Annotated in this window: 15 protein-coding genes and 2 pseudogenes; 13 read left to right on the top strand and 4 right to left on the bottom strand. The window is 69.0% G+C overall.

The features are described from left to right. Positions 1 to 250: 250 nt before the first annotated feature. Together FH610_RS32700 and FH610_RS32695 are read right to left on the bottom strand one after the other, a co-directional pair. Complete coding sequence (locus FH610_RS32700; protein WP_139579079.1) at positions 251 to 1,276, bottom strand: sensor histidine kinase; 1,026 nt, start codon at positions 1,274 to 1,276, stop codon at positions 251 to 253. After that, a complete protein-coding gene (locus FH610_RS32695; RefSeq protein WP_139579078.1) occupies positions 1,273 to 1,917 on the bottom strand; it encodes a response regulator transcription factor in 645 nt (214 codons plus the stop codon). The genes FH610_RS32700 and FH610_RS32695 overlap by 4 nt, the downstream gene beginning before the upstream one ends. Positions 1,918 to 2,002: 85 nt before the next feature. Between FH610_RS32695 and FH610_RS43965 the strand changes: the two genes are divergently transcribed. The 8 genes from FH610_RS43965 to FH610_RS32655 all read left to right on the top strand — a co-directional run bounded on the left by FH610_RS43965 (position 2,003) and on the right by FH610_RS32655 (position 7,580). After that, positions 2,003 to 2,452 (top strand): hypothetical protein, encoded by a 450-nt coding sequence (locus tag FH610_RS43965; protein ID WP_205826233.1) that lies wholly within the window; start codon positions 2,003 to 2,005, stop codon positions 2,450 to 2,452. Then, a complete protein-coding gene (locus FH610_RS32690; RefSeq protein ID WP_205826232.1) occupies positions 2,449 to 3,462 on the top strand; it encodes a peptidoglycan-binding protein in 1,014 nt (337 codons plus the stop codon). Before FH610_RS43965 ends, FH610_RS32690 begins: the two co-directional genes overlap by 4 nt. Then, the gene (locus FH610_RS32685) at positions 3,459 to 4,100 is read left to right on the top strand and encodes an ABC transporter ATP-binding protein (RefSeq protein ID WP_139579076.1); all 642 of its coding nucleotides are present in this window, start codon (positions 3,459 to 3,461) and stop codon (positions 4,098 to 4,100) included. The genes FH610_RS32690 and FH610_RS32685 overlap by 4 nt, the downstream gene beginning before the upstream one ends. Next, complete coding sequence (locus tag FH610_RS32680; RefSeq protein WP_139579075.1) at positions 4,097 to 5,269, top strand: ABC transporter permease; 1,173 nt, start codon at positions 4,097 to 4,099, stop codon at positions 5,267 to 5,269. The genes FH610_RS32685 and FH610_RS32680 overlap by 4 nt, the downstream gene beginning before the upstream one ends. A gap of 311 nt (positions 5,270 to 5,580) precedes the next feature. Further along, a complete protein-coding gene (locus FH610_RS43960; protein ID WP_205826231.1) occupies positions 5,581 to 5,784 on the top strand; it encodes a hypothetical protein in 204 nt (67 codons plus the stop codon). Positions 5,785 to 6,037: 253 nt separating this feature from the next. Next, the gene (locus FH610_RS32665) at positions 6,038 to 6,244 is read left to right on the top strand and encodes a hypothetical protein (RefSeq protein WP_139579074.1); all 207 of its coding nucleotides are present in this window, start codon (positions 6,038 to 6,040) and stop codon (positions 6,242 to 6,244) included. Between the two features lie 95 nt (positions 6,245 to 6,339). After that, on the top strand, positions 6,340 to 6,657 hold the full coding sequence (locus FH610_RS32660; RefSeq protein ID WP_276607720.1) for a type II toxin-antitoxin system VapC family toxin: 318 nt from the start codon (positions 6,340 to 6,342) through the stop codon (positions 6,655 to 6,657). A gap of 341 nt (positions 6,658 to 6,998) precedes the next feature. Then, entirely contained in the window at positions 6,999 to 7,580 is a 582-nt protein-coding gene (locus FH610_RS32655) for a hypothetical protein (protein ID WP_139579072.1), read from the top strand. Here the strand turns inward: FH610_RS32655 and FH610_RS32650 are convergent. Then, the gene (locus FH610_RS32650; RefSeq protein WP_161628135.1) at positions 7,577 to 8,527 is read right to left on the bottom strand and encodes a helix-turn-helix domain-containing protein; all 951 of its coding nucleotides are present in this window, start codon (positions 8,525 to 8,527) and stop codon (positions 7,577 to 7,579) included. The two genes, FH610_RS32655 and FH610_RS32650, sit on opposite strands and share 4 nt — an antisense overlap. Positions 8,528 to 8,867: 340 nt before the next feature. Between FH610_RS32650 and FH610_RS44800 the strand changes: the two are divergent. The 5 genes and pseudogenes from FH610_RS44800 to FH610_RS32620 all read left to right on the top strand — a co-directional run. Beyond that, a pseudogene (locus FH610_RS44800) lies at positions 8,868 to 8,969 on the top strand (peptide-methionine (S)-S-oxide reductase MsrA); the annotation flags it as partial. A gap of 94 nt (positions 8,970 to 9,063) precedes the next feature. Then, positions 9,064 to 9,375, top strand: a complete 312-nt coding sequence (locus tag FH610_RS32635) for a hypothetical protein (protein WP_205826230.1) — start codon at positions 9,064 to 9,066, stop codon at positions 9,373 to 9,375. After that, complete coding sequence (locus FH610_RS32630; protein ID WP_139579070.1) at positions 9,351 to 9,767, top strand: PIN domain-containing protein; 417 nt, start codon at positions 9,351 to 9,353, stop codon at positions 9,765 to 9,767. The genes FH610_RS32635 and FH610_RS32630 overlap by 25 nt, the downstream gene beginning before the upstream one ends. Before the next feature lie 26 nt (positions 9,768 to 9,793). Beyond that, positions 9,794 to 9,893: pseudogene (locus FH610_RS44795) on the top strand (peptide-methionine (S)-S-oxide reductase MsrA); the annotation flags it as partial. A 461-nt stretch (positions 9,894 to 10,354) separates the two neighbouring features. Beyond that, on the top strand, positions 10,355 to 11,857 hold the full coding sequence (locus FH610_RS32620; protein WP_205826229.1) for an SMP-30/gluconolactonase/LRE family protein: 1,503 nt from the start codon (positions 10,355 to 10,357) through the stop codon (positions 11,855 to 11,857). Positions 11,858 to 11,877: 20 nt separating this feature from the next. Here the strand turns inward: FH610_RS32620 and FH610_RS32615 are convergent, their stop codons facing one another. Next, the gene (locus FH610_RS32615; protein WP_161628134.1) at positions 11,878 to 12,207 is read right to left on the bottom strand and encodes a PIN domain-containing protein; all 330 of its coding nucleotides are present in this window, start codon (positions 12,205 to 12,207) and stop codon (positions 11,878 to 11,880) included. Positions 12,208 to 12,342: the final 135 nt, after the last annotated feature.

Raw genomic sequence — 12,342 nt, 5'->3', positions numbered from 1 at the left:
ATCGCCACCCGCTACGACAAGACTCCTGCGAGCTACCTCGCCGGCCTCCACCTCCGCGCTGCGATGATCTGGATCAAAGACCTCACCCGGACCACCCCTTGATCACAACCCGATACGCGCCCTAGGAGTGGCGCGGTCTGGCCTTCCGCTTCGACAAGACCCCCGAGAGTATCTCGCCGGCCTCTACTTACGAGGCGCCATCTTGTGGATCCGAAGCCTCCTGGCTTGAAGATCCGAACCCCGTACAGGCCTAGCGGCTTGGTAGTGCGAACGTGACCTTCAGCCCACCGTCCGGGCGCGCCTCGGCGGTCACGGCGCCCTCGTGCGCCGCCGCGATCTGCGCCACGATCGCCAGGCCGAGTCCATGCCCTTGAGTACTGGTCCGATCCACCAGCCGGCGGAACGGCTCGAACAACCCGGGCACCGACGACGGGTCGATCACAGGACCGGTGTTGGCGACCGTGAGCAGTGCGCGGCCGTCACGACAGGAGGTCTCCACCCAAACCTCGCCGCCCGGCACGTTGTAGCGCATCGCGTTGTCGACCAGGTTGGCGACCAGGCGTTCGAGCATGACAGGATCGCCGGCCGCGGGAGCGGGACCGAGCCGAGCGTGGACGGACCGGTCCACGGTGTCGATGACGTCTTCGGCCACCGTGGCCAGGTCCACCTCCTGGCGGGTCGGTGGCCGCTCGGCGCGGGCCAGCGTGAGCAGGCCGTCGATCAGCCCTTCCGCCTGCTGTACGACCGCGGCCACCTCGTGCCCCATGCCGGTCAGTTCGGCGTTCGTAGGCGCGGATTTGGCCAACACGACGTCGACGGCCGTGCGCATCACGGTCAGCGGCGTACGCAGCTCGTGGGCGGCGTTGGAGACGAACCGGCGCTGAGCGGCGTGCGCGGCCTCGACCGGACGCAGCGCGCGGCCGGCCAGAAGCCATCCGGCAGCGGCCGACAGCACAATGGCGGCCAGCAGCGTCAGCGTGGAGTATTGGAGCAGGCTGTCGAGTGTGAACTGCCGCTGATTCTGCGCTCCGTCGGCCAGGCCCTCCCGATAGGACTGGTCGCACTTGTGCTTGAAGGTCTGGTCGGCGGTGTAATGCTGATCTTGGCACCTGGCGAGGAACATGTCGATCTCGTGAGCGGCCGGGCGGACGCTCCGTTCCGCCGAGGCTTCGGGAAGCCCTGCGACCAGTCCGTATGAGACGGTGACGACGACGGCGCCGCAGACGGCGAACAGTGCGACGTAGAGCAGGGTCAGCCGGGCCCGGACGCTGATCACAGCCGATAACCCCGCCCGACGACGGTCTCGATCAGCGGCGGCGGTCCGAGCTTGCGACGAAGCCGGGCCATGGTGACCGACACGATGTTGCTGAACGGGTCGGCGTGCGCATCCCAGACGTGTTCCAGCAAATCCTCGGCGCTGACGACCGCCCCCTCGGCGGCCACGAGCATCTCCAGCACGCCGAACTCCTTGCGCGTCAGCGAAAGCGCGCGCTGACCACGGGCGGCGCGGTGACGGGCGCGGTCGACGGTCAGGTCGCTCACGCGGACCACGGGCGGGGCCGACGGAGCCCTCCTGCCCAGGGTCCTGATCCGTGCGACCAACTCGTGGAAGGCGAACGGCTTGCCCAGGTAGTCGTCCGCGCCGAGTTCCAGGCCGTCCACGCGGTCGTCGACCGACGCGGCGGCGGTCAGCATCAGGATGCGGGGACCGCGCCCGGCGAGCGTGCGGCACACGCGGTCCCCGTGCACCACCGGCAGGTCGCGGTCCAGCACGATCACGTCGTACGCCGTACCGTCCGCGGCCTCCAGCGCCGCCGCCCCGTCGCCGACCACGTCGACGGCGAGGCCGGCGTCTCGCAGGCCTTCGGCCAGCCGGGCCGCGAGCACCTCATGGTCCTCGACCACCAAGACACGCATGTGCACATTGTGCGCGGAGCGGATGACATCCGTCCGACATCGGCGGTAGCGGCCGTATCACCACCCGATCGCTAGATCTTGGCGCATGAGACGAATCGTGCTGCTTGTGCTGGTGACCGCTGCATGCGGCGCCCCCACGACCACGACGACACCGCCCCCGGGCGCGGGGTCGACGGCCGCGTATGCCGCCTGCATGCGCCGCCAGGGGCATCCGCTGCCCGAGCCGGTCGATGTGAACAACGTGCCGGCCGACGCTCAGGCGGCGGCCGCGAAATGCCGTCCGCTCCTGCCCGGCGGCGAGGCCGAACGCCACGCACGGCCTCCGGCCGAGGACATGGCCAAGCTGCGCGCGTTCGCGCAGTGCATGCGCGCGCACCAGATCCAGATGACCGATCCGCTTCCGGACGGCAACATGCGCATGCTCGGCCGGATGGAGCACATGAACCGAGAGCAGCTCAACGCCGACCCCGCCTACAAGGCCGCGCTCGCCGCCTGCCGCAACCGACTGCCCGAGGAGAAGGAGAAGAAAAGGTGAGGCGGGCTCTCCTCCTGGGCGCCGCGGCGCTGGCGTGCGCGGGCGCGATCGCCGCGGGGGCGGCTGGGCTAGGGGGCGGGACAACCGTCCCGCCGACCGCGCCGCAGGCGGTCGAACCGGTCCTCCGCCAGACCCTGACCAGGACCGAACCGGTCAACGGCGTCCTGGGTTACGGCACGACGGTCCCGGTGCCGGGCGCCGGCCAAGGCACGATCACCTGGCTGCCCGCCCCCGCCGCCGTACTGCGCCGCGGTCGCGCGGTCTTCCGGGCCGACGACCGGCCGGTCCCGTTGTTCTACGGCCCGCTGCCGCTCTACCGCACGCTCCGCCCGGGCCTGTCCGGCCGCGACGTACGGCTGGTCGAGCGCAACCTCTGGGCCCTCGGCTACCGCGGCTTCACCGTCGACGGCCACTTCAGCACCGCCACCTCGACCGCAGTACGCGCCTGGCAGCGAAAGCTGCACCTACCGCGCACCGGTGTGGTGGAACCGTCGAGTCTCGTGGTCACCCCTGGCCCCGTCCGGGTGGCGGCGGTCAGCGCCCATCTCGGAGATCCGGCCTCGGGGCCGGTGCTGACGTACTCAGGGACCAGGCGGGTCGTGACGGTCGCTCTCGACGTCGCCCTGCAGGATCTGGCCAGGCGTGGCTCGGCGGCCGTGATCACGCTGCCCGACGGCCGGACCGTACGCGGCCGGGTGGCCACGGTCGGGCGGGTGGCGAGCGCGGCGCACCAGGAGGGCGGGCCCTCGACGATCGCGGTCACCGTCACGACCCGCGACCAGAAGGCCCTCGGGCGGTTCGACCAGGCGCCGGTCGTCGTCGGGCTGCGCGGTGCGAGCGCGAAGAACGTGCTGACGGTGCCGGTGACCGCGCTGCTCGCCCGGCCCGGCGGCGGCTACGCGGTGCGCGTCGGCATCCGCCAGGTCCCGGTGGAGGTGGGCCTGTTCGCCGACGGCCGGGTCGAGGTGCGTGGTGTGGCCGCAGGCACACTGGTCGGAGTTCCCTCGTGATCACATTTGAGGACGTACGCAAGGAGTACCCCGGCGTGGTCGCGCTCGAAGGGATCAGCCTCAACGTGGAGCCCGGTGAACAGGTCGCGGTGGTCGGCCCCTCCGGGTCGGGCAAGTCAACGTTGCTGCACATCATGGGGGCTCTGGACGTCCCCACCTCTGGATCGGTCACCCTCGCCGGGCATCGGCTGCGCGGTCTTCCGGACAGGACGTTGTCGGCGCTGCGCGGCCACGTGATCGGCTTCGTCTTCCAGCGCTTCCACCTGACCCCCGGCGTACGGGCGGTCGACCTGGTGGCCGACGGTCTGTTGTACCGGGGCGTACCGGCCGGGACCAGGAGGGAACGGGCCGCCGATGCGCTGCGCCGGGTCGGTCTCGGCGACCGGCTCACCCACCGCCCGCACGAGCTGTCCGGCGGCGAACGTCAGCGGGTCGCGGTCGCCCGCGCGGTCGTCGGCGACCCTGACGTATTGCTGGCCGACGAGCCCACCGGCAATCTCGACTCGGCCTCCGGCGCCAACGTGCTGCGCTTGCTGCGCGGCCTATGTTCCACCGTCGTGGTCATCACGCACGACCGCGACGTCGCCGCAGCCCTGGACCGTCGGATCGAGCTGCGCGACGGCCGGGTGGTCGCATGAGGTCGCGACTGCTCCCCCGCGACGTACTCCGGACGGGGGCGGCCGGGCTGCGTGCCCGCCCGGGACGGATGGCGCTGGCCGCGCTCGGCATTGCGATCGGCATCGCGGCCATGGTCTGCGTCGTGGGCGTGACCGCCTCCAGCACCGAGAACCTCAACCGGCGGCTCGCCGTCCTGGGCACCAACCTTCTGACCGTCGCCCCCGGTGCGTCGATGGACGGTGCGCCCACGCACCTGCCCCCGGAGGCGCCGATGATGATCGCCGGGATCCCTGCGGTGACCGCGGTGACCGCGACTGGCACGGTGACGGCGTCGGCCTACCGCAGCGACCTGATCCCGCCGATCCAGACCGGCAGCCTGGCGGTCCTGGCCGCACGTCCCGACCTGCCGGACACGCTGCGCACCACGCTCGCCCGGGGGGCGTTCCTCAACGCCGCGACTGCGCGTTTCCCGGTGACCGTGCTCGGCTCCGCTGCTGCCGTCCGGCTCAACGTGGTGGCGCCGGGGGAGCAGGTCTGGCTGGGCGGCCACTGGTTCACGGTCACCGGCATACTGACGCCCACCCCGCTGGCGCCCGAGCTCGACTCGGCCGCCCTCATCGGCTGGGACGTGGCCGAGCGTCTGCTCCGCTTCGACGGTCACCCGACGACGGTGTACGTGCGTACGTACGACGCGACGGTCGAATCGGTGCGCGCGATCCTGGCGGGCACCGCCGACCCCGAGACGCCCGACGAGGTCCAGGTCTCCCGCCCCTCGGACGCGCTGATCGCCAAGCGCGCTGCCGGCGACACCTTGACCGCCCTGCTGCTCAGCCTCGGAGCCGTGGCGCTGCTCGTCGGCGGCGTCGGGGTGGCCAACACGATGATCGTGTCGGTGCTGGAAAGGCGATCGGAGATCGGGCTGCGCCGCTCCCTGGGCGCGACCCGCCGGCACATCCGGCTCCAGTTCCTCGCGGAGTCGCTGACCCTGTCGGGCGCCGGCGGGCTGGCCGGCGTCCTTTTCGGGGCGGCACTGGCCTCCGCGTACGCGCTCCACGAGGGCTGGCCTGTGGTGATCCCGCTCTGGGCGGCCGGCACCGGGCTGGCCGCGGCCATGCTCATCGGTGGCGTTGCCGGTGGATACCCAGCGTGGCGCGCCGCCAGGGTTTCGCCGACCGAGGCGCTTCGCTGAGCGCCCACCCGACGAAAGCCCAGGTCAGAATCCGCTGACTTGGGCTTTCATCTGCGTGGCCGAGACGCTCGATCGTTTCCTCGTCTCAGTAAACGTCCACCACGTTCCACCCTCGGCGCTCGATCAGCGCTTCGGCAGCCCGCTTGACTGACGGGGGACGCCGAGCTTGACGCCCGCGCGGTCCCGGCTGATCGTGCAGTAGATCCAGCTCCGCGCATGGTATCCGCGATCGCCGGTCGCCGAACGGCGATGAGGTCTACGCCGAGGCCACAGCCAGGGTTCGTGCCGCTGGCAAGGGGCGTCCTGAGGTAGTGCAGCTTGGCCGGATCATCGAACGCCTGGGCGCGCTGGCCGGGCACATTCGCGTGGAGCAACCGCCTCCCAGGGAGCCGGTGCCGGATTGGCTCGCGGATCGCTTGATCTACACCGTCGGCATGTCTCGCGAGGATGTCGCCGCTCTCGACTTGCAGCAGGCGGTCGACCTCTGGGCTGACTTCCGCTCCAGGCCACGCTAGCCGCGAATTATTGCCTGAAGCGAACTGCTATCACCAGCAATACCTCTTTAAGGTGCCCAACGGCTACTGCGGCATCGGCGGCACCGGTGTGAGCTGCCCCGTCGGCCTGACCGCGGGTGACGCTTGATCTCACAGGAACCAGTCGGCCCGGAGCCCGGGCTGCCCCGGGCCGGCACAGCCGCTCTCAGCGGGTTGCGATCAGCTGCCGCGCCGCGCGGCTGTCCGGGGCGGTCCCGCTGATTACACTCGATACATGAGCGTGATGCGCGAGGAACTCCACCACCTGGTTGATCGGCTGCCAGAGGAGAAGGTGGCTCCTCTGCTCAGGCTCGTCCGCGATCAGCTCGAAGAGCCGCCTGTGGTACGCGACCTGCCGTTCATCGGCATGCTCGAAGCGGAGCCGGATTTCGCGGAACGCTCGGAGGAGATCCTCCGCGCGGAGGACAATCACTCTTTGTGATCGTCATCGACTCGGGTCCGTTGGTTGCGGCCGTGAACGTCCGGGACCGCCATCATCAGGCCTGAGCCCGACTTCTGCGGACCCATCCAGGGCCCTTGCTCGTCCCCGCGAGCGTGGTCACCGAGGTATGCCAACTCGTCGAGAAGCGGCAGGGGAGCAAAGCGGAGGCGGCGTTTCTGCGCTCCTTTGAAGCAGGCCTGACCTTGGTGGATCTCACAGAACGTGATCTGCAGCGTATGAGCGACCTGGTGGAGACGTACGCAAGTCTCCCACTCGGGGCGGTTGACGCCTCTGTGATCGCCATTGCTGAGCGACTCGGCGTCATGGAAGTGGCAACACTTGACCGCCGCCACTTCACCGTCGTCCGTCCTCACCACACCGGTGCGTTCATGCTGCTACCGGAACAGCTCTGAGCGCCGTCCCGCCCCGCGGTCCTGAGCAGTGATCTGTTGATCGAACGGCACGGGCGCGAGCCCGTCGGCCTCACCGCCGGCGAGGCGTAACCCTTCGAACCGATGGTCCGTAATTGCGGGTCATTGGAGTTTGAGAGCGGGCTCACGTGGTCCATGAGCTTGTCGACGGCGGCCCGGACAGCCAGATTCCCGGCACCTGATCGCGTTGTGGGCTGAGCCTTTGTTTGGACCGGCACTTGAGTCTCAAGTAACCGGAGACTCCAGGATCGATGCCGTGGGCGGCACGTGCTCGTTTCCGCCGTCCGCGACCCATCCGATCCGACTCCGGGAGAGCGCATTCCATGCCGCGATACGTGACGCCGTCCGCTGAGGATGGCAAGCGCCTCATCAACGACTTCATCGACGAGACTTTCGGTGATCTGGACGCCAACCCGGACTTCGTCGCCATGCTGCGTACGGTGGTGCCTGAGATGCCCGCCGCTCCCAGCCCTGAGCAGTTGGGCGCCTGGACGGAGCTGTCCGAGCTGGTCCGTGATGCCGACTTCAAGGCCAGGGTCCGCAGGATGGCCGAGCATCAGGCGGCCGAGAGGGCGGCCGGGGATCAGACCGGCCTGCACCACGAGGTGACCGAGCTGGTCCGGGAACGGGTGCGGCAGGCGCAGGCGGACGGGGTCGAGCCGGGTTCGCAGCAGGCGCGAATGGTGCTGGTCGAGCTGATCGCCGGATACACCGCGACATTCGGCCATCTCGACAGTGCCGAGTACCGCCGGAAGCTGCTGACTCGGCTGGAGATCGCCAATGATCCCCGTACGGAGCGGTACTTCGCCCTGCTGTCCACGATCAACGGCTGGCCGGCGCCGCCGAGCCTGGCGCCGGCGTTCGACTGGTTCACTCAGGCGCTCCGGCACCATCCCGTTCCCTAAAGGTCGGGTACGCGGGGGTCGAGTGCGGCGAGGAGCCAGCGGGCCGCAGGGACCGGATCGGGTTTCGGGGGCGTACCGTTGATCATGGCCAGCAGTTGCCAGTATCGGGAGACCTGAGGGTCGGCCCCGATGCGGATCCGCTCGGCGAGCCAGAGCCGGAACCCGGCGTCGTCGGACCGCCGGTGGGCCTGGGCGAAGACGGCGACCAGCTCGTTCACGATGGGCCGGGCCAGGGCGGAGACCGGCGGAATCCCGTCCGCCAGGGCGCGGCCGACGAGGTCCAGCGTGGCCTGCTCGGCTCGCGCCCAGCTCTCGAGGTCGCCGTGCTCGGCGCCGGAGGAGCGGTCCGTCGCGTGCCGCTCGAACGCCTCGCGTACGCTCTCCCGGAAGTGGGGGTCGCCGACCAGGTGCGCCAGCTCCAGCCACGCGTCGAGCTGCTCGACCGATGGGTCGTCGGGCAGGTCGGGCAGCATCGAGCGCAGGTGCGCGGCGAACGCGGGCTCCATGTCGAGCCCGCGAGTCGCTTCGGCCACGAGATCGGCCACCAGCTGCCTGCGCTGCTCCGCCGGTAGCCGGGCGAGCCGGTTCACGTGGGCGATTCCGGCCGTGCCGGTACGGCGGGTGGTGACGTAGCGCAACACCGCCTGGCGTACCCGCAAGGTCTGGATCTGGTCCTCCATGGCCGCGATCTGCCCGTCGGCGATCTCGTTCAGAGTCTGCGCGTCGGCGAGCACTCGTGTGATCGTCGCGATCTCGACGCCGAGATCTCGCAGCGTACGGACGAGTTCCAGCCGGTCCAGGGCGTCGTGATCGTAGAGCCGGTAGCCGCCGGCCGACCGGCCAGCTGGAGGTACCAGCCCTTCGTCGGAGTAGTACCGGACCGTCGGCACCGGCACCCCGGCGAGCCGCGCCACCTGGCCGATCGTGTAGAGCCCGTCGTCCTTCACACGTCCAGCCTGGCTTATCAGCCGCCCTTTCGGTGGGCCTGTGGGGGAGCACGACCGGTGATGCCGTTGAGAGGTGGGAGGAGCTCTTCAGGCACGCCCTGGCGAATACATGGCGATGTCTAGAAGCTCTGCGCGCAGATCCACGCTCGCGAGCGAATGTCGAACGGCAGCGTCGCCTTCGAGTCGATCTCGGAGTTCGAGATCACGAGTGGAGGTCGTGTCCGCTACATCATTCGATGACGAGGCGCGAACAGTGTGGCTCGTCCATGCATCCCGACGGCATTCCAAGAACACCGATGCGTAGCTCGTCCTCGCGTATTTATTGCCTGAGGTGAAGGGCTACCACCAGCAATACCTTTTTAAGGTGCCAAACGGCTACTGCGGGATCGGAGGCACGGGCGTGGCGTGTCCGATCGGCCTGACGACCTCCAGCGGGGAGTAGCCGGATCGTGAGACCTCCGAGCGGCGTCGCGCTACTCGGAGGGTTCATGTTTCTGGTGCCGGTGGTTTGCTACTTGGAGTAGTAAACTGCTGCCATGAGTATGCCTGAGCAAGCCTTCCCGCCAGGGGAAGGGCCCGCGGCCAAGGTGAGCGTCTCCTTGCGGGCCGGCAACATCCGCGCCATCAAGGAGCGTGTCGGCGCGCGCGGGTTTTCTGCCTACGTGGACGCCGCTGTGGAGCGGCAGATCGAGCGGGACCTGCTGGAGGAGGCCCTGCAGGCGAACGAGAACGAGTTCGGTCCCATCCCACAGCATCTGCGGGACGAGGCTGAGCAGCTGTTCCGTAGCGTGAAGTCCGCTCCGGAGCTGCAGGAGGAGCGTGGATGGCACGCGCACGAAGCAAGCTGAGTGCGGGGACGGTGATCCTTGACTCCGAGGGGCTCTCGAAGTGGTGCGTGGCCGACCAGCGAGTCACGGCGATTGTCCGAGAGGCGCAGAACAACGACTTCCGCGTTGCCGTCAGTGCCCTGACGCCTATCGAGGCCTTCGACGGGCGGGTGACAAACGATCGGTTGCGCTGGCACCTGTCCCGGTTACGTGTCGAGCCGGTGACCGAGGAGGTCTCCGTCCACGCGCTGGGCCTGCTCCGTGAGAGCGGTCTTCACGGCCACAAGTACGCGATCGATGCCGTCGTGGCCGCCACGGCTCTTCGCTCCACCCGGCCCGTCATCATCCTCACCTCGGACGAGGACGACATGAGCAAGCTCTGCGGTAAGGCGGTTCGCCTCGTACACGTGTAAGCGCTGATTTATTGCGCCAGCGATTCGACTACCACCAGCAGTACCTTTCAAGGTGCCGAACGGCTATTGCGGTATTGGCGGCACCGGTGTCTCCTGCCCCTCGGCCTGACCATCGGCGAAACCTGACCTGTGGTAACCGCCTGATCCTGGCTCTCGGTTGCCCGGCTAACCCGGTGCCGACCGAGGGCCAGAGTCGTTTTCGGCGAGAACCTCCACTACAAGGCCGGACCGCTCATGTTCCCCCGACGCACGCCCCGGCACGCTCAACGCGGACTGAATGTTTCAGCGCCGTGGCCAGGGCTCATTTCGGCGCCGAGCGGCTCGGCGGATGGGCCAACGGTCCCGTTCACCCAGGCTGAGGCGGCCACCGGCGTGGCGACAACCGGCCACCGCACCAAAGGTGAGCACACCGCGTCTCGCATGGCGAACGCCGCACCGGGCGACCGATCGCGACCGCCCACTTAGTCGCTTAATTTCGAGACGCGGGGCCAGCGGTGCGCCGCGTGCGTGCCGGTGGCCTCCCGGCCCCGGTCGGCACCCTGAAACGGGCGGCAGTCGCCCGTCGTCGTTCGCGAAAGGACTTCCTGATGAGACGAAGTCTCGCCACCGTCGCGGCCACCGGACTGGCCGCGCTGGTCGCCGCCGGTGGAGTCGCAACGGTGACGACGCCGGCTGCGGCCGCCGCCGCATGCAAGGTGACCTACAAAATCGTCAACCAATGGAGCGGCGGCTTCCAAGGCGACGTGGCCATCACCAACCTCGGCGACCCGATCAGCAGCTGGAAGCTGGAATTCGACTTCCCCGACTCCGGCCAGAGAATCGCGTCCGGCTGGAACGCCACCTGGACGCAGTCCGGCACGCACGTGACTGCTACCAGCATGTCCTACAACGGCTCCATCGCCACCAACGCCACAGCCAGTGGCATGGCGTTCACCGCGAATCTCACCGGAGCCAACCCCGTACCCACCACCTTCTGGCTGAACGGTGTCATGTGCAGCGGCCCCGTGACCCTCACCCCCACCCCCACGGTCACAGCCACTCCGACTCCGACGCCGACGCCGACACCGACGCCGACGCCGACGCCGACACCGACGCCGACGCCGACACCGACGCCGACGCCGACACCCACGCCGACCGTCACCACCACGCCCGGCACGCCGCGCCCCGGCGTGGGACCGTGCACGCCAGGCACGACCTACCCCAACCCGCTGCCGGCATCGTCGGTGACCGCCACCAAGATCCGGGACGGGTTCAACTTCCTGGAAGGCCCGGTCTGGGACGCCACCACCCAGACCCTGCTGCTGTCGCTCATGCGCGACGGCACCGGGCCAGAAGGCGTCCAGCCCTCGGACGTCCTGCGGTACACCGAGCCGAACACCTTCCAGACTCTCATCCCCAGCGCCGGCAGCAACGGCCTGGCCCTCAGCCGGGACGGCGGCACCCTGCTGGCCGCGACACACGACCAGCGCAGCGTCTCCTCCTTCAGCCTGCCCGGCCTGACACGCGGCGTGGTCGCCTCCTCCTACCAAGGCCGTGCCTTCAACTCACCGAATGACCTCACCGTCGGCGCCGACGGCACCGTCTACTTCACCGACCCCGACTTCCAGCGTGCCAACCGGCCCGACCAGATGTCCGGCCGCACCGGCGTGTTCCGGGTCAAAAACGGCGTCGTCTCGCTGATCGACGACACCATCCGGCAGCCGAACGGCATCGTGCTCTCCCCCGATGGCAAGACGCTTTACGTCGGCGGCAACGGCACGGGCCGAATCTACAAGTGGCCCGTCAACCCCGACGGCAGTGTCGGCTCCCGCGCCGACTTCGCGTCTCTGACCGGTTCGGACGGCGCGACCATCGACTGTGCCGGCAACCTCTACCAGGCCTCTTTCAATGATGGCAAGGTCCACGTGTACGCGCCGTCCGGCGTACAGCTCGGCACCATCGCCGCCGGACTGAACACCACCAACGTCGCCTTCGGCGGCCCCGACGGCCAAACGCTGTACATCACGTCGGGCACACCTTCCCGCGGCGGGAACACCGGCAACTTCGGCCTCTACCGCGTCCGGCTGAACGTCCCCGGCTGGCCGTACTGACCTTTTCCCCTGAGAGCTGATCAGTCGCCGGGCAGGATCGTGAGTCGTTGCCCCTTGGGAAGATGACGAGGGGCAACGACGAGATAGTCGCGCTGATCCAGCGTGGCGACCTGGCGAAGGTCGAAGCGCTCGGCAAGGGCTATCACGCAGGCGTCCACAGCCTGTAGACGGAGCGAGGCGTAGGCCGCGAGCAGCTCGGACATTCGCCGATAGTCGTGAGGCGTCACCTCGATCACGCGGAGTTCGTCGTCGGCGATGGCAGCGCAGAACTCGGCCGCGAGATCGGGGCTGCCGCGACGGACCGGATCGGAGAGTAGACGACAGATCTCTGTCACCGCGAGCGACGGCACAACGAGTCTGGCCCAATTCGCGCCAGAAACCGGACACAGCGGGCGTGATCCTTTTCCGCCCGGCTATCCCGGCGCCGTCCGAGGGCCGAATCCGTTTGCGGAGCAGGCTCGCCTGCTCAGAGGTCTCGTTCGTCT

Source organism: Microbispora catharanthi (assembly GCF_006334915.2).
Lineage (GTDB): Bacteria > Actinomycetota > Actinomycetes > Streptosporangiales > Streptosporangiaceae > Microbispora > Microbispora catharanthi.
Note: the sequence above shows the minus strand (reverse complement) of the source record. Positions and strands in the feature narration are given on the sequence as shown.

Coding starts and splice junctions, on each gene's coding strand:
- FH610_RS32695 (WP_139579078.1), bottom strand. CDS start 1,917: ATGCGTGTCTTGGTGGTCGAGGACCATGAGGTGCTCGCGGCCCGGCTG.
- FH610_RS43965 (WP_205826233.1), top strand. CDS start 2,003: ATGAGACGAATCGTGCTGCTTGTGCTGGTGACCGCTGCATGCGGCGCC.
- FH610_RS32680 (WP_139579075.1), top strand. CDS start 4,097: ATGAGGTCGCGACTGCTCCCCCGCGACGTACTCCGGACGGGGGCGGCC.
- FH610_RS32665 (WP_139579074.1), top strand. CDS start 6,038: ATGAGCGTGATGCGCGAGGAACTCCACCACCTGGTTGATCGGCTGCCA.
- FH610_RS32655 (WP_139579072.1), top strand. CDS start 6,999: ATGCCGCGATACGTGACGCCGTCCGCTGAGGATGGCAAGCGCCTCATC.
- FH610_RS32635 (WP_205826230.1), top strand. CDS start 9,064: ATGAGTATGCCTGAGCAAGCCTTCCCGCCAGGGGAAGGGCCCGCGGCC.
- FH610_RS32630 (WP_139579070.1), top strand. CDS start 9,351: ATGGCACGCGCACGAAGCAAGCTGAGTGCGGGGACGGTGATCCTTGAC.
- FH610_RS32620 (WP_205826229.1), top strand. CDS start 10,355: ATGAGACGAAGTCTCGCCACCGTCGCGGCCACCGGACTGGCCGCGCTG.